Here is a 19,424-nt window from a genome sequence, read left to right as displayed (position 1 = left end):
CAGAGTCCTTGGAGGCGGGCGACAAGGCTAGGACGCGCGCCTCCGCCCCAGGATGATTTCGCTGTTTCTGACGTCGATCTCGACCCCGAGACTGGCCCGGACGGCGGCGGCGAAGGCGTCAGGGCCGTCGGTGTTGAAGACCCCGTAGAGGCGCTCGTCGGCGATGCCGGGATCGGCGATGACCAGCTTGCGGGCGTTGTAGCGATTGAAGTCGGCGACCGCCTCCTGCAGGGTTTCGCCCGCCAGATCGATGCGTCCGTAGCGCCATTCCAGCTTTCGATCGACGACCGCCGGGGCGGCGACCGCCTCATGCACGGCGGCGCTGTTGTCGATGAAGGCGTTTTGGCCTGCCCTAAGGCGGGTAGGCGCCCGGGCCGCGCCGTCGACCCAGGCCTCGACCACGCCCTCGGTGACCAGGACATCGGCGCCGTCGGCCCGCCGCCGCACGGAAAAGGCCGTGCCGACCGCCCGCACCCGGACCGCGCCGGCCTCGACCACGAACGGCCGCTGGACGTCATGGGCGACCTGGAACCAGGCCTCGCCCTCCTTCAGCCGAATGGTGCGCTGCTTCTGGCGGAAGGCCACGTCGATCGCCGAGGCCGTGTTGATCACGACGGCCGAACCGTCCTTGAGCGGCGCCCGGCGGATCTCGCCGACGCCGGTTCGGAACTGGTCCTCGCGCCAGATCAGGACCCCGCCGCCGACCACCGTCGCGGCGATGGCCGCGCCTGCGCCCGCCAGCAGGGCGCGCCGCGACTCGCGTTTCGAGCGTCGCGCCTCGGCGGTCTGCCAGGCCGGCGGCGCAGTGTCGCGCGCCCGATCCAGCAGGGTCCAGACCGCCTCGGCCTTCATGAACGCGCCACGGCGTCGCTCGTCCTGGGCGAGCCAGGCTTCCAGCTTGGCTTCCAGTTCGGGCGTGTGGCCGTCTCGATCCAGACGCCAGACCCATCGGGCGGCCTCCGCCTCGATTTCTTCAGCCTTTTCGCGATCGGTCATTCGTCTTTCTCATCCGGTCGCCACGCATATCGGCGCCCTGTTCCTCAAGCGCCCGCATGATCAGGCGCATTCCCTTGACCGCTTCGTTTTCGACGGCGCTCTCGCTGATGCCCAGCCGGCGGGCGATCTCACGTTGCGGCACGCCCTCGACCTTTCTGAGTTCGAACACCCGCCGGCACCGGTCCGGCAAAGCTCGAATCAGAGCCTGCACCCTCGACAGCTCACGACGCGCGGCCGCGGCCTGTTCCGGGGAAGGCTCATCAGAACAGACGGACAGAGCGTCGATTTCCATGACCGCTTCGATACGAACCACCTTGGCGCGTCGTAACTTATCCGTGAGCAGGTTGCGGACCGTCTGGAAAAAATAACCGTCGGGGCTCTGGATTTGGTCGATCTGCTTGAGGCCCACGAGCTTGGCGTAGGCCTCCTGCATCAGGTCGTCGATCTCATCGGGCGGGACGCGGGAGCGCCGCAGCCAGGCGCGCACGCCGGCTTCATGCGGCATGATCTCGGTGGCCACCCAGTTGACGATGCGCTGGCGGTCGGAGGTCATGGCGCACTGGGTCTCAAGAGATCGAAGGGTGAGTCCATAGACGATACCGAAAATTGCAGTGAGATCTCAGCAATCATCGCGTGAAAACTCAAAAGCAGGCGAGGGCTCAATAGGAGCGAGCCGCAGCGGCGAAGACTCAAAAACACGGTCGCTGGCTCCTCTTTCTCAATTTTGCCCCTGGAGGTGCAGATTCCCGCCGCTCCGCCACTGGCCTATGGCGCAGCCTCGCAGCCAGGCGAGAATTTGTCACGAAAGTCACGCATTTTCGTCAAACCGCCCAAGGAACTCTGACGGCCGTCCGTCTTGAAACACTGAGGAGCGCCGGGAATTCACCCGCGCCGAGGGGTCTTCAAGATGCTTGGTCAATCACGTCACTTCAAAATCGGGCTGATGGCGTCCATCGCCCTGTCGACCCTGGCCCTGTCGCAAGCAGCCCAGGCTCACGGCGCCGACACCCCCGCGACGGAGGCCGCCGCCGACAAGAGCACCACGGTCGACACGGTGATCGTGACCGGCACGCGCATCCGCCGGCCCAACGCCCAATCCGCGGCGCCGATCGTCTCCATGGACAAGCAGGAACTCCAGTTCCAGGGCGTGGTGAACATCGAGGACGCCCTCAACCGCCTGCCGCAGGTCCGCGCGGACAACAACCAGTTCGGCGCCGGCTTCGACAACGGCGGCCAGGCCAAGGTCAACCTGCGTCGGCTGGGCAACCAGCGTACGCTGGTCCTGCTGGACGGCGAGCGGCTGCTGCCCGTCCAGGCGATCGACCTCAACATCGTGCCGGTGGCCCTGATCTCGCGCGTCGACGTGCTGTCGGGCGGCGCGTCCTCGACCTACGGCTCCGACGCCGTGGCCGGCGTGGTCAACTTCGTGCTGAACAAGAAGTTCGACGGGGTGCAGATCAACTCGTCCTACAGCTTCTATCAGCACACCAACGACAACATCGCCATGCGGTCGCTGATCTCGCAATATCCGAACTTCCCGGTGCCCGCTCAGCATGTGACCGACGGCGGCCGGTGGAACATCAATTTCGCCGCCGGCAAGAACTTCGCCGACGGGGACGGCAATATCAGCATCTTCGCCGACTATCGCGACCAGAAGCCGGTGAAGTGGAGCGCGCGCGACTATTCGTCCTGCCGGGTCTCGGCCTCAACGACCGCGCTGTCGTGCGCGGCCAACACCGCCTACACGCCGTGGGGCCGCATCGACGCCGCCGGCAACGGCTATTACATCAACAAGGACGGCACCCAGAGCTTCGCCTCGACCGCCAACGCCGCCGACTACGCCAGCAACACCCGCAAGGACTGGAACTTCATCCGCTCCGACAAGCGGTTCACCGGCGGCCTGTTCGCCAACTATCACTTCAACAACGCGCTTGAGGTCTACAGCAACCTGCTGGTGATGCGCGACGTCTCCGTCGAGCAGCAGTCCGGCGCCTTCGATCAGGACGTCAGCATCAATTGCAACAATCCCTTCCTGTCGGCCAGCCAGGCTCAGAGCCTCTGCGGCGGGAAGGCCGGCAGTTCGACCCTCGTCGGCGCCCACTACTATCTGCTGCAGCAAGGGCCGGGCAGCACGCCGGTCCAGAACCGCATCGTCAACGCCGACTATCGCGTCAGCGCCGGCGCGAAGGGCGACCTGTTCGACGGCTGGCACTACGACGTCAACTTCATCGCCTCGCGGGTCGAGAACACGCTCTCCGACCGCAACGAGATCAACCCCACGCGCTTCGCCAACGCCGTGAATGTCGTCAACGTCAACGGCACGCCGACCTGTCAGTCGGTCGTCGACAAGACCGACACCAACTGCGTCGCCGCCAACATCTTCCAGGCCAACAAGATCGACCCCAAGGTCTATCCCTACGTCTATGACAACTATCGCTGGACCAATGTTGTCGAGCAGCGGGACCTGACGGCCAACATCACCGGCGACCTCGGCCAATACGGGATCAAGAGCCCGTGGGCCAACGAAGGCGTCGCCGTCGCCCTGGGCGGCGAGTATCGCCGCGAAAGCCTGAAGGTCGTCGCCGACCAGGCGACCGTCGACTACGAGGGCTGGTTCAGCACCACCGGCGGCCACTACGGCGTCAAGGAAGTTTATGGCGAGGCGCAACTGCCGATCGCCAACGACCTGCCGCTGGTCAAGAGCCTGGTGTTCAACACCGGCGGCCGTGCGTCCAAGTACGACAATCAGAAGAAGGAGCTCTACACCTACAAGGTCGAGGGCCTGTATCGTCCGGTCAGCGACGTTCTGGTGCGGTTCAGCTACAACACGGCCGCCCGCGCCCCGAACATCTCCGAGCTCTATTCGCCGCGGAACTTCAGCTACAACGGCGTCGACCCCTGCTCGACGACCTCGCTCAGCCAGCCTGGCGCGGCGACGGCCGCCCAGTGCGCCAACACCGGCGTCACCGCCGCGCAGTACGCCAACAAGTCGATCCAGGACTGCGGCCCGAACGGCTGCCGCCGTTACGCCGGCGGCGGCAACATCAACCTGCTGCCCGAGAAGGCGATCACCCAGACCCTGGGCCTGGTCTACACCCCGGCGGCGGTGCCCGGCCTGCTGATCTCGATCGACCACGTCGACATCAAGATCAAGGACTTCATCGGCTATATCGACGCCAATGTCGCCCTGTCGAACTGCCTGACCACCGGCCTCCAGTACTACTGCCGCTTCGTCAAGCGCGACCCGACCACCGGGCGCCTGGACGGCACGTCGGCGACCACCGGTTTCATCTCCGGCGGCACCGAGAACACCAACATCCTCAACTACAAGGCCGACGATTTCCAGGTCAGCTACAACTTCGACATCGGCAAGTACGGCCGCATGGACCTGAGCATGATCGGCACCCTGCTGATCGACAGCATGGGCCAGGACTCGCCGACCACTCCGGCTCAGGACTGCGCGGGCTACTACGGCCAGCCCAGCTGCTACGCCCCGGCTCCCAAGTGGGCGCATAATGCGCGCGCCACCTGGAGCACGCCGTGGCGCAACAGCAACATCTCGCTCGCCTGGCGCTATATCGGCGACACCAAGCTTTCGGCCAACAGCGCCGACAACGCCCTCAACGGCGGCGCCGGTCCTCAAGGCTACAAGATCCTGACCAAGATGAAGGCCTACAGCTATTTCGACCTGGCGGCGTCGGTGATGGTGATCAAGGACATGACGGCGCGGATTTCCATCAACAACCTGCTCGACAAGTCGCCCCCGGTCGTCCCCGCGACTTTCGTCGACGGCACGACCAACAACCCCAACACCTATACCGGCCTCTATGACCCGCTGGGCCGGGCTGTGAACATCAGCCTGCAGTACAACTTCTGACGCCGACGGACCGCGTCGTCCCCGACGGCGCGGTCCGACTTTTTTGGTGGCGTTGAAAGGTCCATACCGCCTGCGGCAAAATGACCAACGGCATGTTTGAATGTCCATGTCGCTGAAAAGCGTGGGTGTTTTTTTCGAAAACCGAGTGTGATGCAATATATCGTCGCTGGCGGATGCGAGTGCTGGCCACAACTATCGTGTTGAAAAATTGTTTCTATTCTACATAAGTGTTCTAAACAATTTTAGATTGTAATGTCTCGGGGAATTCGTCTCAATGGCATGGCGTTGAGGTGGGGGAATACCTGCTTGTTATGATACCTTCCTATGAGTAGGTTGTATTTTTAGTCGTAATTAATTTACCCGCAAGTCTGCATCAAGCTCCCCGGAAAGCCCGAAGAAACGGGCAGGGGAGCCGAAGAATGTCGAATAGAAATAACCGAGGCGCGATCGCGCTCTGCGCCCTCGTTTTGGTGGCGGCGCCGCTATCCGCCCGCGCCGACATGGCCAAGGACGTCCAGATCGCTGGCCGCGCCCTGACCTTTCTGGAGAACGGACCGACCGGCAAGGTCGTGCTCGGCGTCGTCTTCGATCCGGCGAAGCCCGCCTCGGTCGCGGAAAAGAACGCCGTCATCGCCGCCATCGGCGGCGGCATGAGCGCCGGAGCCGTGACCTTGACGGCGAGGCCCGTCGAAGCCTCGGCCGTTCCGGGGCTCAGCGGCGTCGGCGCGCTCTACGTCACCACAGGCGTCAATGTCGCTGCGGCCGCCAAGGCCAAGAAGCTGATCACCATCGGTTCGGACACTTCCTGCGCCACCAGCGGCGCCTGCGTGATGAGCGTGTCGTCCGAACCCAAGGTCGAGATCGTCGTCAACCGCGCGGCCGCCGCCGCCGTGGGCGCGGTCTTCAAGGCCGCCTTCCGCATGATGATCCGCGAAGTCTGATCCAGCGATCGAAAGAGACACACCATGAAAAAGACTCTCTTCGCCGCCGCTTCAGTCGGCGCCTGCCTTTTCGCCGCGGCTCCCGCGGCCCATGCCCAGTCCGTCTATTATGGCGCCCTGGAGCAGATGTTCGGCGAGCCCGTCACCACCTCGGCCACCGGCTCGCCCCAGCGCTCGACCGAGGTTCCGGTCAACATGGACATCATCTCGGCCGCCGACATCAAACGGTCGGGCGCGACGGACCTGCCGACCATCCTCAGCCGCGTCGCCGGCGTCGATCTGTTGCAGGCCGGGGCCGCCGGCGCCGATGTCGGCATCCGGGGCTATGACCAGGGCATGTCGCCCCGCCTGCTGGTCCTGATCAACGGGCGCCAGGTCTATCTCGACCACTACGGCTACACCGCCTGGGCCACTTTGCCGGTGCGGCTGGAGGAGATCCGCCAGATCGAGGTGGTGAAGGGCCCCAACAGCGCCCTGTTCGGCTTCAACGCCGTCAGCGGCGTGGTCAACATCATCACCTACAGCCCGCAGTACGACGACATCAAGGTCGCGACGGTGCGCGCTGGTAGCGGCGGCCACGCCGAGGCCTCCCTGGTCGACACCTTCCATCTGGGCCGCCGCTTTTCCGGTCGCTTCTCGGCTGGCGCGGCGCGGATGGACGAATGGAAGAACACGGCGGGCGTCGCGGCCTATTCGCTGCAGGACCCGGCCCGGGTCTCGGCCAATCTCGACACTGTGACCCAGTTGAACGCCAAGACCGAACTGCGCGTCGAAGGGTCCTGGTCGAACGTCCTGGTCAGCGACCTAAACTCGGGCAACAGCTATTCGCCCACCAAGTACGTGACCTCGTCGATCAAGGCGGGCGTGGCGTCCGACACCCGGTTCGGCGCCGCCGAGCTGTCGGCCTACCAGAACAAGCTGTCGGCCAAGTCGCGGGCCGGCGATCAGGCGATCCCCTACGACAACAAGATCACCGTGGTCAGCGCCCAGGACCTGTTCAAGCTGGGGGCCAAGCACACCTTCCGTGTTGGAGCCGAATACCGCCACAACCAGAGCCACACCCAGCCGATCACCGGCGGCACGATCTCCTATGACGTCCTGGCGGTGTCGGGCATGTGGAACTGGGCGGTCACCGACCAGCTGACCACGACGGTCGCCGTCCGTCACGACACGCTGGACCTGGAGCGCAAGGGCACGTTCCCGACCCAGTACGTGCTGACCGACAACGCCAACTGGGATCGCACGATCAAGGAGACCAGCTACAACCTGGGCGCCGTCTATCGGCCCAGCAACTTCGACACCCTGCGCCTGACCGCCGCCCGCGGCGTCCAGGTGCCGACCCTGGTGGATCTCGGGTCCACCCAGCTGAAGGTCGTCACGCCGTCCTTCACCCTGGGCATCGTCGGCAATCCCTTCCTGAAGCCGGCGATCGTGACCAACTACGAGCTGGGCTACGATCGCGTGCTGCCGTCGCTGAACGCCAAGCTGGGCGTGGCGGTGTTCGCTCAGAAGACCGTCGACATCAAGGGTCAGCCCACCCTGCGGGCCCCCGACTACCTGCCGACGGCGACCACCATCATGCTGGCCAGCTTCCGCAATGTCGGCGACTCGAAGATGAAGGGCGTCGAGCTGAAGGCCTCGGGCAAGCTCGCCGGCGGCTATCACTGGAGCGGCGACTACACCTGGACCGATGTCGACGACGAGCCGCTGGCCGGCGTCACCCTGGCGTCGCTGGCGACCCGCAGCGCGGCCTTTTCGAAGACCACGCCGGCCTATCGCGGCAATGTCGCCTTCGGCTGGGAGACCGAAAGATGGTCGGCCGACGGCTTCCTGCACTATGTGAGCGACTTCGATGGCTATAGCAGCGCCGGCACGTTCGTTCCCGTGAAGGCCTATGTGACCTTGGCGGGCCGGGTCGCCCGGCAGTTCGACCAGGGCTTCAGCATCGCCCTCAGCGGCCAGAACCTGCTGGAGGCGCGGCAAACCCAGATGGTCGGCCTGGAAGCCGAGCGCCGAGTTTACCTGACCCTGAGCAGGATCTGGTAGGCTCCCGAGCCGAAACCAAGTCGAAGGCCCCGTCGCGAGACGGGGCCTTTTGCGTTCCGATGGCGGGCACCAGGTTACGGGTCAGGCCGGCTCCAGCTTCCGGACCGGGTGGGCGTGAACCGCGAGCCGTGCGGACAGGGCCTCAAGCTGGTCCCAGAGCGCCTGAGGCAGGCGATCGCCGAACTTGGCGTAGGCGTCCGGAATCAGGGCGGCCTCGGCGCGCCAGATCTCCGGGTCGACGCTGAGCAGCAGCTCCAGCTGGGCGTCGGTCAGCTCCAGGCCGTCAAGATCGAGGTCTTCGCGCCGAGGCAGGCGTCCGATCGGACTGTCGACGGCCTCGGCCTCGCCTTCGAGCCGGTCGACGATCCATTTGAGCACGCGGCTGTTCTCGCCATAGCCGGGCCAGACGAACTTGCCGCGCTCGTCCTTGCGGAACCAGTTGACGAAATAGATGCGCGGCAGCTTGGCGGCGTCGGCCTGGGCCCCGACCTTCAGCCAGTGGCTGAAATAGTCGCCCATGTTATAGCCGCAGAACGGCAGCATGGCGAAGGGGTCGCGGCGCAGCTCGCCGATGCTGTTCTCGGCCGCCGCCGTGCCTTCCGAGGCGACGTTCGAGGCCAGGAACACCCCGTGCTCCCAGTCGAAGGCCTCGGTGACCAGCGGCACGGCCGAGGCGCGGCGGCCGCCGAACAGGATGGCCGAGATCGGCACCCCGGCCGGATCCTCCCACTCGCTGGCGATGGCCGGGCACTGGCCGGCCGGCACGGCGAAGCGGGCGTTGGGATGGGCGGCCGGCTCGCCGGAGGCCGGGGTCCAGGGACGGCCCTTCCAGTCGGTGAGGCCTTCGGGCGGCTCGGCGGTCAGGCCTTCCCACCAGACGTCGCCGTCGGCGGTCAGGGCGACATTGGTGTAGACGCAGTTGGCGTGCAGGGTGTCGACGGCGTTGCGGTTGGTGTGCACGCCGGTGCCCGGCGCGACGCCGAAGAAGCCGGCCTCGGGGTTGATGGCGTAGAGCCGGCCGTCGTCGCCGAACCGCATCCAGCAGATGTCGTCGCCGATCGTCTCGGCCTTCCAGCCCGGCAGGGTCGGCTGCAGCATGGCCATGTTGGTCTTGCCGCAGGCGCTGGGGAAGGCGGCGGCCACATAACGCGCCTTGCCGGCCGGCGAGGTCAGCTTCAGGATCAGCATGTGCTCGGCCAGCCAGCCTTCGTCGCGGGCCATCACCGAGGCGATGCGCAGGGCGTAGCACTTCTTGCCGAGCAGGGCGTTGCCGCCATAGCCCGAACCGTAGGACCAGATCTCGCGGCTTTCGGGGAAGTGGACGATGTATTTTTCGTCGTTGCAGGGCCAGGGCACGTCGGCCTGGTCGTCGGCCAGAGGCGCGCCCAGGCTGTGTACGGCGGGTACGAAGAAGCCGTCCTCGCCCAGGGCGTCCAGCGCCGCCTGACCCATTCGGGTCATCACCCGCATCGAGATGGCGACATAGGCGCTGTCGGTGATCTCGACGCCCAGGGCGCTGATCGGCGAGCCGATCGGCCCCATGCTGAACGGCACGACATACATCGTCCGTCCCCGCATGCAGCCTTCGAACAGGCCGTTCAGCGTGCTGCGCATCTGGGCCGGATCGCGCCAGTTGTTGGTCGGCCCGGCGTCGGCCTCGTCCTGCGAGCAGATGAAGGTGCGGCTTTCGACCCGGGCGACGTCGCGCGGGTCGGAGGCGGCGTAGAAGGAATTGGGCCGCAGATCGGGATTGAGGCGCTTGAGGGTGCCGGCGGCGACCAGTTCATCGGTCAGGGCGCGCCATTCGGCGTCGGATCCGTCGCACCAGTGGATCGCCGCGGGCTGGGTCAGCGCCGCCACCTCCTCGACCCAGGCCAGAAGCCGCGCGTGTTTGGTCCGGGGCGAGTTCGCCCCCAGGCCGATTTTGCTCATGTCTCGAAATCCTGCTGCTGCAAGCGGCGAAACTATTGTCCACCTTGCGGTCAGAATATTCGAAGAGGAACGGCGGCGTCTAACCTGATAACGTTGTCATAGATAAAAGCGTACGCTTTCATCAGCAATATCGCCCGGCGCGCTCATTCGACAGCCAATCAAATTGTATTATCAATGGCTCGGATTCGCCAAATGTCTTCAAGGCAAAGCTCTATGCAGGTGTCCCTCATTGGGAGCCTTGCCGAAATGGTCCTGCGACGGAGTGTGAAGTACGCCCGTCCGCCTGAGGTCCGCTCGACTTTGGATTGCGCTTGCATTGGGCCTGCCCTGTGATCACTAAGGCGGCAACGAAGGGGATGGAAACATGGTCCTACGCGGAATCACCGCGGCTCTGACGGCCGCGGCGCTTGCACTATCGAGCCTTGGGAGCGCGCCGGCCCAGGCCGCACCTGCGCCACCGAAGACGATCCTCTACGGCGCGGCCTATTATGACGAATACAGCCCCTCCGACCGGCTCGACGAAGACGTCCGGATGATGAAGGCGGCCGGCATCACCGTCGTCCGCATCGCCGAATCGACCTGGGGCACGCTCGAGCGCCAGGACGGGGTGTTCGATTTCACCCATGTGGACCGGGTGCTGGGAGCGATGGACAAGGCCGGGATCAAGGTGATCGTCGGCACCCCGACCTACGCTATACCGACCTGGCTGGCCCGCGAGCATCCCGACGTGCTGGCGATCACCGCCAAGGGGCCGAGCCCCTACGGGCCGCGGCAGAACATGGACATCAGCAATCCCGAGTTCCGCCGCCAGGCCGAGCAGGTGATCGTCGCCCTGGTGGACCATGTCCGCGATCATCCGTCGGTGATCGGCTATCAGGTCGACAACGAGACCAAGGCCTACGGCACGGCCGGTCCCAACGTCCAGGCCGCCTTCGTGGCGCGGATGAAGCAGCGCTTCCCGGACCTGGACAGGCTGAACGCAGCGTTCGGCCTGGACTACTGGAGCAACAGGATCAACGCCTGGGAGGATTTCCCATCGGTGAACGGCTCGATCAACGCCAGCCTTTCGGGCGCCTTCGCCGAGTTCCAGCGCGACATGGTCACCGACTACCTGCAATGGCAGGCCGACCTGGTGCGGGCCCACGCGCGTCCGGACCAGTTCATCACCCAGAATTTCGACCTCGGCTGGCGCTTCACTTCCTATGGGATCCAGCCCGAGGTGGACCATTTCGCGGCGGCCCGCGCCCTCGACGTGGCCGGCATCGACATCTACCACCCGAGCCAGGACAAGCTGACCGGCGCCGAGATCGCCCTGGGCGGCGACCTGGCCCGCTCGCTCAAGGGCGGGCAGAACTATCTGGTGATGGAAACCCAGGCCCAGGGCTTTCCCGAGTGGACGCCCTATCCGGGCCAGTTGCGGCTGCAGGCCTTCAGTCACCTGGCCTCGGGCGCCAACATGGTCTCCTACTGGCATTGGGGTACGACGGCCAACGCCGTCGAAACCTATTGGCGCGGGCTGCTCAGCCAGGACTTCCGCCCTAATCCCACCTATGAGGAGGCGCGGACGATCGGCGCCGATTTCGGGCGGCTGGGGCCGAGGCTGGTCAATCTGCGCAAGAAGAACCGCATCGCCATCTATGTCAGCAATCGCGCCCTGACCGGCTTTGACGCTTTCAAGCCCTCCGGGGTCACATATAACGAGGTGCTGCGGCCGTTCTACGACGCCCTCTATCGCATGAACGCCGAGGTCGACTTCATCGACCCGTCGACGCGCGACCTGACGCCTTACAAGCTGATCGTGGTCCCGGCCCTCTATGTGGCGTCCGACGCCGAGATCGAGCGGCTGAACGCCTTCGCGGCGGCCGGCGGGCACCTGTTCTACACCTTCAAGAGCGGCTACTCGGACGAGAACGTCAAGGTGCGGGCCACGGTGCAGCCGGGACTGATCACCAAGGCGGCCGGCGTCGAATACAGCCAGTTCACGCCGCCGGTCGGGGTCGGCGTCAAGGGCGAGGCCGTGGGACCGGAGGGCGAAGACAACGCCGCGCGCTGGTGGATGGAGCTGCTCACGCCGACCACCGCCCAGGTCGTGGCCCAATATGACCATCCGGTCTGGGGCCGCTACGCCGCCATGACCCGCAACCGCTACGGCCGCGGCGAGGTCGCCTATCTGGGCTTCATGCCCAGCGACGCCCTGGCCGAGCGCCTGCTGCAGGCCGAGGTCAAGCGCGCCGGGCTCTGGGGCGCGCCCCAGGCCTATCATTTCCCGATGATCGTCCGCAGCGGCGTGCTGTCGAACGGTCATCCCGTCCACTATTTCCTGAACTATTCCGACAAGCCGGTGCAGCCCAACTACGCCATGGGCGCGGGCGTCGACCTGCTGTCGGGCCGCAAGGCGACGCCGGGGGCGGCGCTGGAGCTGCCGGCCTGGGGCGTGGCGATCATCGAGGAAGGGGCGAGCAGCGTTCCTTAGGGTCGCCTCAGCCGCGAATCCAGAACCGCAGGACCAGGCTGACGGCGGCGGTGGCCGTCACCCCGGCCGCCCACAGCCCGACGAACCACAGCAGACGGGTCAGAGCGGGACCGGGCCGGTTCAATGATAGCCCTCATGGCCGACCTTGCCGCGGAACACCCAGTAGGCGTGGGCGGTATAGGCCAGGATGATCGGGATCAGGATCGCCGCCCCGACCAGCATGAAGCCCTGGCTCTTGGGCGGCGAGGCGGCCTGCCAGACGGTGACGGCGGTCGGCACGATGTTCGGAAATACGCTGACGCCCAGGCCGACGAAGGCCAGGGCGAACAGGACCAGGACCAGCAGGAACGGCGCATAGAGGCGACGGCGGCGCAGGCTGAAGAAGAACAGCGCCGTGGCGACGACGACCAGCAGCGGCACCTGCGCCGCCAGCAGGACGCCGGGCATGGCCAACCAGCGCTGGTAATAGGCCGCCTCCAGGAACGGCGTCGCGGCGCTGACCAGGACGATGCCGGCCACCAGCCCCGCACCGAGCCAGCCGGCCAGGCGGTAGGCGAGCGCCTGCAAGGGGCCGTCGGTCTTGATGATCAGCCAGGTCGCCCCGAGCGTCGCATAGCCGACCAGCAGGCTGGCGCCGGTCAGCAGGCTGAAGGGCGTCAGCCAGTCCCACCAGCCGCCGGCATATTGCCGGTCGCGCACCTCCACGCCCTGCAGCAGCGCTCCCAGGATGATCCCCTGCGCCAGGGCCGCGACGATCGAGCCGCCGGCGAAGGCGACGTCCCAGAAGGCCCGATGCGCCGGGTCGCGCCAGCGGAACTCGAACGCGACGCCGCGGAACACCAGTCCCAGCAGCATGGCGACGATCGGTGCATAGACCGCCGGCATAATGATCGCATAGGCCAGGGGGAAGGCCGCCATCAGGCCGCCGCCGCCGAGCACCAGCCAGGTCTCGTTGCCGTCCCAGACCGGGGCGACCGAATTCATCGCCACGTCGCGCTCCTGGCCCGGCTTGAGCAGCGGAAACAGCGCGCCGATCCCCAGGTCGAAGCCGTCCATGACCACATAGGCGAACACCGCAAAGGCGATCACGCCGGCCCAGGCGGTGGCGAGGTCGAAGCTCATCGGTCCTGCTCCTTCTTGGCGGGCAGGGTCTGGTCGGGATGGGTGGCGGGCGCGGGGGTGATGCCGGCGGTGCGAAGGGGGCGATCGGCGCCTTCCTCCAGGCCGGGCTCGTCGATCCGGGGGGCGTGGCCCATCAGCTTGAGGATATAGCCGCCGCCTGCGCCGAACACCGCGAAATAGACCAGCACGAAGGCCAGCAGCGAGGCGGCCACGGCCGGGGCGTCCAGCGGCGCGGCCGAGTGGACGGTGCGAAGCTGGCCATAGACCGTGAACGGCTGGCGGCCGACCTCGGTGGTCACCCAGCCGGCGATCACCGCCACGAAGCCGGCGGGACCCATGGCCACGGCGAACCGGTGCAGGAGCCGCCAGTCGTAGAGCCGTCCGCGCAGGCGAGCCAGCAGACCCAGGCCGCCCAGCGTCAGCATCAGCACGCCCAAGCCGACCATGATCCGGAACGACCAGAAGACGATCGGCACCGGCGGCCAGTTCTCGCGCGGCACGGTGTCGAGGCCGGCCAGCGGGGCGTTCAGGTCGTGCTTGAGAATGAGCGAGGAGGCCTTGGGAATCGACACCGCCGCGTCGAGTCGTCCCTCGCGCATGTTGGGCAGGCCGAACAGCGCCAGGGGCGCGCCATGCGGATGGCTCTCGAAATGGCCCTCCACGGCCATGATCTTGGCCGGCTGGTGTTCCAGCGTGTTGAGGCCATGGGCGTCGCCGGCCAGGATCTGCAGCGGCGCGGTCGCCGCCACCATGCCCATGGCCATGGCGAACATCACTCGCGCCCCGTGATTGCCGCGGTCGCGCAGCAGGTGCCAGGCCCCGACCGCGCCGACCACCAGAGCGGTGGTCAGATAGGCGGCCAGCACGGTGTGGACCAGGCGATAGGGGAACGACGGATTGAAGATGATCCGCAGCCAGTCGACCGGGACGAACTGCCCCTGGGCGTTGACGGCGAAGCCCGTGGGTGTCTGCATCCAGCTGTTGGCCGACAGGATCCAGAACGCCGACAGGAAGGTGCCGACCGCCACGGCCAGGGTGGCCGCGAAATGCAGGCCCTTGCCCACTCGGTCCAGGCCGAACAGCATCACCCCGAGGAACCCCGCCTCGAGGAAGAAGGCGGTCATCACCTCGTAAGCCATCAGCGGCCCGATCACCGGCCCGGCCTTTTCGGCGAACACCGACCAGTTGGTTCCGAACTCGTAGGACAGCACGATGCCCGAGACCACGCCCATGGCGAAGGCCAGGGCGAAGATCTTCAGCCAGTACTTGAACAGGGCCAGGTACACGGCCCGTCCGGTCCGCAGCCACAGAGCCTCGAGCACGGCCAGGTAGCTGGCCAGGCCGATCGAGAAGGCCGGAAAGATGAAATGGAACGAGACGGTGAAGGCGAACTGGGCCCGGGCTAGCACGACAGCCGAGACGTCCTCGACGATCATGGCCGATCTCCGCCGTGGCGGCGGGCAGGGGCGTTCAGGATGATCGGCAAGGATGCACTCCATCCGGGGAGACGCGTCTTAGGCGCTTCGTATAGCCAATTCACTGGCCGCTCAAGCGTTCCGAAATCTGTGCGAAGTGCGGCGAGCGTCGCTTCAGGGCGGCGAGTGTCCCGCGTCGCCGGGGTCGGCGCCGCGAAGGCGCGCCAGGGTGCTGGCGAGCGCTTCGGGCGGATAGGGCTTGGCCAGCAGGGGACTGCCGGGATAGCGCGTCGCCAGGTCGGACGGTCCGAAGCCGGTCGAAAACACGAACGGCACGCGTCGATCGCGCAGGGCGTCCGCCACCGGGAACACCATTTCGCCGCCGATATGGACGTCGAGGATGGCGGCGTCGATGTCGGTGGTCGCCGCGATCAGCGATAGCGCCTTGGCGACCGTCTCGGCCGGTCCCGCCACAACGCAGCCGAAGTCCGCGAGCATGTCCTCCAGCATCAGGGCCAGCAGCAGCTCGTCTTCAACGACCAACACCTGCATGCCCTGAATGGAGGAAGGGGGAACGGCTGAACCCATGACGGCCTTTGCTCCTGCGGCCATCGCCTGGCCGATCGTCCCATGAAGTATCCCGCCGGCCTTAAGGAATTGCTCCCCGGCCGGGCGTCCCGGATCAAATCCATTGACGCCATACAACCTGACGGCTCAAATCTCCGAGGGGGCTACCAAGGGAGCGATTAGACTTGCCTGAGCCACGCGCCGCCTTGCCATTCCGGATCACCGAGTTCGCACCCAGCGATATCGAGCGCCGGCTTGAATTCGTCAATCTCGGTCCCGACGATCGGACCCGCATCGCGGCGGTCAGGACCGACGTCCTGGATCACCTGGACGAGCATGTCGCGGCGTTCTTCGATCACCTGGGCCGGTTCAGCGAGGCGCGGGGCCTCACCGGCCGCGCGGATTTGCTGGACGAGGCCAAGCGGCTCAAGCGCGAGCACCTGGTCGCCATGGTCTCGGGCGACTATGGCCGGACCTATATCGAGCAGCGCTTTCGCCTTGGCCAGCTCTACAGCCGAGGCGCGCTGGAAGTCAGCATCTTCATGGGCGCGTTTCACACCCTGATGGCCTCGGTCGGGCGGCGAATCATGAGCCGCTACCCCGACGATCCTGTGGCCGGGTTCGAACATTTCACCTCACTCAAGAAGGTGGCCTTCTTCGACATCGCCATCATCGTTGACGCCATGATGGCCGATCGCGAACAGACCATCCGCCAGCAGCAGGAAGCGATCCGCGAGCTGTCGACGCCGACCCTGCAGGTGCGCGACCGGCTGCTGATCCTGCCGATCATCGGCCTGCTCGACACTCAGCGCGCCAAGCAACTGACCGACAACCTGCTGCACGCCATCCGCGCCCATCGCGCCCGGGTGGTGGTGATGGACATCACCGGCGTGGCGACCGTGGACTCCAAGGTCGCCAACCACCTGATCCAGACTGTCGAGGCCGCGGCCCTGATGGGCGCCGCAGTGATCATCACCGGAGTTTCGGCCGACGTCGCGCAGTCGCTGGTGACGCTGGGCATCGACCTGGGCCGGATCACCACGCTGGGCGACCTGCAAGGGGGGCTGGAGGAGGCCGAGCGGATTCTCGGCTACAGCGTCGTGCGCGCCGCCCCGTCCTTCGAAACGGCGCTGTGAAGCCGCATGCCGGTTCCCATCCTTAAACAGGGCGATGTGCTGATCGCCTCGATCCAGGCGGCCCTGACCGACCATGATCTGCTCCAGCTCAAGGACGAGCTGGCCGAAAAGGTCGGCCGGCTGCGCTCGCGCGGGGTGATCATCGACGTCACGGCGCTCGACGTCATGGATTCGTTCGCCACGCGGACCCTGCGCGGCATCGCCGCCACCGCTCGGCTGCGCGGCGCCCAGACTGTGGTGGTCGGAGTCCAGCCGGACGTGGCGATCTCGATCGTCCAGCTTGGCCTGACGCTCCAGGGCGTGACCACGGCCCTGGACCTGGAAGAAGGCTTCGAGCTCCTGCAGCGCGCCATCGCCGGGGGCCGGACATCGTGATCGAGGAAATGCGGGTCGCCGTCAGCCGCGACGCCGACATCGTCACGGCGCGGCAGCTTGGGCGGGAGCTGGCGGCCAAGGTCGGCTTCGTCGGCAGCGACCTGACCCTGATCGCCACCGCCATATCGGAGGTCGCCCGCAACATCATCTCCTATGCCGATAATGGCGAGATCCTGCTCGGCGCCACCAGCCGAGACGGCCGCGAGGGCTTGGTGGTCGTGGCCCAGGACCATGGCCCGGGCATACCCGACATCGAGCTGGCCATGCGCGACGGCTATTCGACCGGTCGCAGCCTGGGGCTCGGGCTGCCGGGCGCGCGACGCCTGATGGACGAGTTCGAGATCGTCTCGGAGTTGGGGCGGGGTACGACCGTCACCATGCGCAAGTGGCGTCGATGACGCCGCCCGCCACACCGGAGAGGCCGCCGATCGAGTGGGGCGTCGCCAGCCGGCCCTATCCGGGCCAGGTCGAGTCCGGCGACCTGCACGTCGTGGCCGTGTTCGAAGGCGGAGCGCTCGCCGCCGCCATTGACGGCCTGGGCCACGGGGAGGAGGCGGCCCAGGCCGCCCGCCTGGCGGCCGAGGCGCTGCTGGACGACCCGGCCAGGCCGGTCCGCCACCTGGTCGAGCGTTGCCACCAGGCGCTGCGCGGCGGTCGCGGCGCGGTGATGACCCTGGCCGCATTCGACACCCGGCAGGACCGGATGACCTGGACGGCGATCGGCAATGTCGAGGCAAGCCTGTGCCGGGCGGATGGCGGCGCGATCCCGCCGCGCGAGAGCATCGTGCCCCGCGGCGGCGTGGTCGGCTACCAGCTGCCGCCGCTGCGCGAAGTCATTCTGCCGATCGGCCCTGGCGACGTCCTGATCCTGGCGACCGACGGTCTCGCCCACGACTTCATTCTTGAGACGCCGCTGCAGACCCCGGCCGAAGCCTATGCCCGCCATCTGCTCGATCGCTACGGCAAGGACACGGACGACGCCCTGGTGCTGGTCGTTCGCTATCTGGGAAATCCGTCATGAAGGGGCCGGCCGGCGATCTGGCGGCGCCCTATGCCGCAGCCCTGCGCGAGCATCTCGACGGCGCCACCGAACAGGCCCTGCACCAGGCCTATGAGTTGGGCCGGTCGGCGCTCGCCTCGGGCCTGGGCGTGGTCGAGCTGGTGCTGTTGCACCATGGCGCCCTCTCCGAATTGTTGCGGTCGCGGCCGGACGCAGACCATGCGGGCTTGATGGGGCCCGCGGCCGACTTCCTGTCCGAATGCCTTTCGCCGTTCGAGATGATGCTGCGCGGCTACCGTGAGACGAACGCCCGATTGATCGCCTCCAACACCGACCTGCTGCAGGCCAACGCCGCCGCCGCCGCCGCGCAGGAAGCGCTCAAGGCCGAGATCGCCGAGCGTGAGCGGGCCGAGGCGGCGCTCGTCCACGCCCAGAAGCTGCAGGCCGTCGGGCTGCTGGCCGGCGGCGTGGCTCATCACTTCAACAACCTGCTGACCGTCGTGCTCGGCAATTTGCAGCTGGCCCGCCGTCGCCTGAAGGACGGCGAGGACATCGAACGTTTCCTGGTTTCCGCAGCGAGCGGGGCCGAACGGGGGGCCGAGGTGGTCAAGCAGCTGCTGACCTTCTCGCGCCAGCAGGTGCTGGAAACCCGCGTCCTGGACCTGGAGCCCTGGATGGCGGCGGTCCATCCGCTGCTCGCCAGCGCCCTGCGCGGCGACATCGGCCTGGAGATCGAGGTCGCGCGACCCGTCTGGCCCATCCGCACCGATCCGGCTCAGCTGGAGCTCGCCCTGCTGAACCTGGCCGTGAACGCCCGGGACGCCATGCCCGCCGGCGGGACGCTGCGCGTGTCGGTGGCCGGCCAGCGGGTCGTCAACGCGCGGCTGGGACTGAGGGGCGACTATGTAGTGATCGCGGTGGCCGACACCGGGGAAGGCGTCGCGCCGGACCTTCTCTCGCGGGTGTTCGAGCCGTTCTTCACCACCAAGGCCCTGGGGCCGGGCGCGGGTCTGGGCCTCAGTCAGGTGCATGGCTTCGTCAACCAGTCCGGCGGCGCGATCGACCTGGAGAGCGTCGTCGGACAGGGCACGACCGTCCGCCTCTACCTGCCGGCCGCCTTCGAGGCGGTGACCCAGGTCGGCGGCGCGCCGGCGACTCCGCATCGGGACGTCGACGCCTCGGGGCGAGTGTTGGTCGTGGATGACGACGTCGAGGTCGCCGATCTCACGGGCCAGTTGCTCGAGGGCTGCGGCTATGCGGTGAAGCGGGTGCACCGCGCCAAGGCCGCGCTCGACCTGCTCCAGGCCGGCGAGCCGGTCGACCTGGTTTTCTCCGACATCATGATGCCGGGCGGGATGAACGGCGTGCAATTGGCCGAGGAGGTGCGCCGGCGCTTTCCCAAGCTGCCCATCCTGCTGGCGACCGGCTACAGCGAGGCCATTCCGGAGGCGACCGCCAAGGGCCTGCCGATCATCGCCAAGCCCTACGACGGCAACCTGTTGTGCGACCGGGTCGGCGAGCTTCTGCGCACCGGCGTGCGCTGA

15 protein-coding genes are annotated in these 19,424 nt (G+C 66.8%); 9 read left to right on the top strand and 6 right to left on the bottom strand.

All coding sequences use genetic code 11. The annotated features are described in order from the left end of the window. Positions 1-27 precede the first annotated feature (27 nt). Both ACIPQB_RS01170 and ACIPQB_RS01165 read right to left on the bottom strand, forming a co-directional pair. Entirely contained in the window at positions 28-996 is a 969-nt protein-coding gene (locus ACIPQB_RS01170; RefSeq protein WP_446483360.1) for a FecR family protein, read from the bottom strand. Then, a complete protein-coding gene (locus tag ACIPQB_RS01165; RefSeq protein WP_446483359.1) occupies positions 974-1,549 on the bottom strand; it encodes an RNA polymerase sigma factor in 576 nt (191 codons plus the stop codon). Before ACIPQB_RS01165 ends, ACIPQB_RS01170 begins: the two co-directional genes overlap by 23 nt. Before the next feature lie 390 nt (positions 1,550-1,939). Between ACIPQB_RS01165 and ACIPQB_RS01160 the strand changes: the two genes are divergently transcribed. The 3 genes from ACIPQB_RS01160 (at position 1,940) to ACIPQB_RS01150 (ending at position 7,860) form a co-directional block, all read left to right on the top strand. Beyond that, a complete protein-coding gene (locus tag ACIPQB_RS01160) occupies positions 1,940-4,873 on the top strand; it encodes a TonB-dependent receptor domain-containing protein (RefSeq protein WP_446483358.1) in 2,934 nt (977 codons plus the stop codon). A gap of 419 nt (positions 4,874-5,292) precedes the next feature. Next, positions 5,293-5,814, top strand: a complete 522-nt coding sequence (locus ACIPQB_RS01155) for a hypothetical protein (protein ID WP_446483357.1) — start codon at positions 5,293-5,295, stop codon at positions 5,812-5,814. Positions 5,815-5,838: 24 nt separating this feature from the next. Then, a complete protein-coding gene (locus ACIPQB_RS01150) occupies positions 5,839-7,860 on the top strand; it encodes a TonB-dependent receptor plug domain-containing protein (RefSeq protein WP_446483356.1) in 2,022 nt (673 codons plus the stop codon). A gap of 81 nt (positions 7,861-7,941) precedes the next feature. Here the strand turns inward: ACIPQB_RS01150 and ACIPQB_RS01145 are convergent, their stop codons facing one another. Further along, positions 7,942-9,792 (bottom strand): phosphoenolpyruvate carboxykinase (GTP), encoded by a 1,851-nt coding sequence (locus ACIPQB_RS01145; protein ID WP_446483355.1) that lies wholly within the window; start codon positions 9,790-9,792, stop codon positions 7,942-7,944. A gap of 364 nt (positions 9,793-10,156) precedes the next feature. Here ACIPQB_RS01145 and ACIPQB_RS01140 point away from each other — a divergent pair, with 364 nt between their 5' ends. Beyond that, positions 10,157-12,265, top strand: a complete 2,109-nt coding sequence (locus tag ACIPQB_RS01140) for a beta-galactosidase (RefSeq protein WP_446483354.1) — start codon at positions 10,157-10,159, stop codon at positions 12,263-12,265. A 120-nt stretch (positions 12,266-12,385) separates the two neighbouring features. Here the strand turns inward: ACIPQB_RS01140 and cydB are convergent, their stop codons facing one another. The 3 genes from cydB to ACIPQB_RS01125 form a co-directional block, all read right to left on the bottom strand. Then, a complete protein-coding gene (gene cydB, locus ACIPQB_RS01135) occupies positions 12,386-13,387 on the bottom strand; it encodes a cytochrome d ubiquinol oxidase subunit II (protein WP_446483353.1) in 1,002 nt (333 codons plus the stop codon). Further along, positions 13,384-14,823 carry a cytochrome ubiquinol oxidase subunit I gene (locus ACIPQB_RS01130; RefSeq protein ID WP_446483352.1) on the bottom strand — a complete coding sequence of 480 codons (1,440 nt, stop codon included), beginning with the start codon at positions 14,821-14,823 and terminating at the stop codon, positions 13,384-13,386. Before ACIPQB_RS01130 ends, cydB begins: the two co-directional genes overlap by 4 nt. A 153-nt stretch (positions 14,824-14,976) precedes the next feature. Continuing rightward, positions 14,977-15,348 (bottom strand): response regulator, encoded by a 372-nt coding sequence (locus ACIPQB_RS01125; RefSeq protein ID WP_446483351.1) that lies wholly within the window; start codon positions 15,346-15,348, stop codon positions 14,977-14,979. 206 nt (positions 15,349-15,554) lie between these two features. Between ACIPQB_RS01125 and ACIPQB_RS01120 the strand changes: the two genes are divergently transcribed. Genes ACIPQB_RS01120 through ACIPQB_RS01100 form a run of 5 tightly spaced genes read left to right on the top strand, consistent with a single transcriptional unit; the run spans position 15,555 to position 19,424 of the window. Further along, positions 15,555-16,505, top strand: a complete 951-nt coding sequence (locus tag ACIPQB_RS01120) for a protoglobin domain-containing protein (protein ID WP_446483350.1) — start codon at positions 15,555-15,557, stop codon at positions 16,503-16,505. A 6-nt stretch (positions 16,506-16,511) separates the two neighbouring features. After that, positions 16,512-16,880: an STAS domain-containing protein gene (locus ACIPQB_RS01115; protein ID WP_446483349.1), complete on the top strand. Its 369-nt coding sequence runs from the start codon at positions 16,512-16,514 to the stop codon at positions 16,878-16,880. Continuing rightward, on the top strand, positions 16,877-17,278 hold the full coding sequence (locus tag ACIPQB_RS01110; protein ID WP_446483348.1) for an anti-sigma regulatory factor: 402 nt from the start codon (positions 16,877-16,879) through the stop codon (positions 17,276-17,278). The genes ACIPQB_RS01115 and ACIPQB_RS01110 overlap by 4 nt, the downstream gene beginning before the upstream one ends. Then, positions 17,275-17,901, top strand: coding sequence for a SpoIIE family protein phosphatase (locus ACIPQB_RS01105; RefSeq protein WP_446483347.1), 627 nt, complete (start codon positions 17,275-17,277; stop codon positions 17,899-17,901). Before ACIPQB_RS01110 ends, ACIPQB_RS01105 begins: the two co-directional genes overlap by 4 nt. Continuing rightward, on the top strand, positions 17,898-19,424 hold the full coding sequence (locus ACIPQB_RS01100; protein ID WP_446483346.1) for an ATP-binding protein: 1,527 nt from the start codon (positions 17,898-17,900) through the stop codon (positions 19,422-19,424). Before ACIPQB_RS01105 ends, ACIPQB_RS01100 begins: the two co-directional genes overlap by 4 nt.

This window comes from Caulobacter sp. LARHSG274 (assembly GCF_052871235.1).
This window is presented reverse-complemented; position numbering and strand designations above follow the sequence as displayed.

Coding starts and splice junctions, on each gene's coding strand:
- ACIPQB_RS01170 (WP_446483360.1), bottom strand. CDS start 996: ATGACCGATCGCGAAAAGGCTGAAGAAATCGAGGCGGAGGCCGCCCGA.
- ACIPQB_RS01165 (WP_446483359.1), bottom strand. CDS start 1,549: ATGACCTCCGACCGCCAGCGCATCGTCAACTGGGTGGCCACCGAGATC.
- ACIPQB_RS01160 (WP_446483358.1), top strand. CDS start 1,940: ATGGCGTCCATCGCCCTGTCGACCCTGGCCCTGTCGCAAGCAGCCCAG.
- ACIPQB_RS01155 (WP_446483357.1), top strand. CDS start 5,293: ATGTCGAATAGAAATAACCGAGGCGCGATCGCGCTCTGCGCCCTCGTT.
- ACIPQB_RS01150 (WP_446483356.1), top strand. CDS start 5,839: ATGAAAAAGACTCTCTTCGCCGCCGCTTCAGTCGGCGCCTGCCTTTTC.
- ACIPQB_RS01145 (WP_446483355.1), bottom strand. CDS start 9,792: ATGAGCAAAATCGGCCTGGGGGCGAACTCGCCCCGGACCAAACACGCG.
- ACIPQB_RS01140 (WP_446483354.1), top strand. CDS start 10,157: ATGGTCCTACGCGGAATCACCGCGGCTCTGACGGCCGCGGCGCTTGCA.
- cydB (WP_446483353.1), bottom strand. CDS start 13,387: ATGAGCTTCGACCTCGCCACCGCCTGGGCCGGCGTGATCGCCTTTGCG.
- ACIPQB_RS01130 (WP_446483352.1), bottom strand. CDS start 14,823: ATGATCGTCGAGGACGTCTCGGCTGTCGTGCTAGCCCGGGCCCAGTTC.
- ACIPQB_RS01115 (WP_446483349.1), top strand. CDS start 16,512: ATGCCGGTTCCCATCCTTAAACAGGGCGATGTGCTGATCGCCTCGATC.
- ACIPQB_RS01105 (WP_446483347.1), top strand. CDS start 17,275: ATGACGCCGCCCGCCACACCGGAGAGGCCGCCGATCGAGTGGGGCGTC.
- ACIPQB_RS01100 (WP_446483346.1), top strand. CDS start 17,898: ATGAAGGGGCCGGCCGGCGATCTGGCGGCGCCCTATGCCGCAGCCCTG.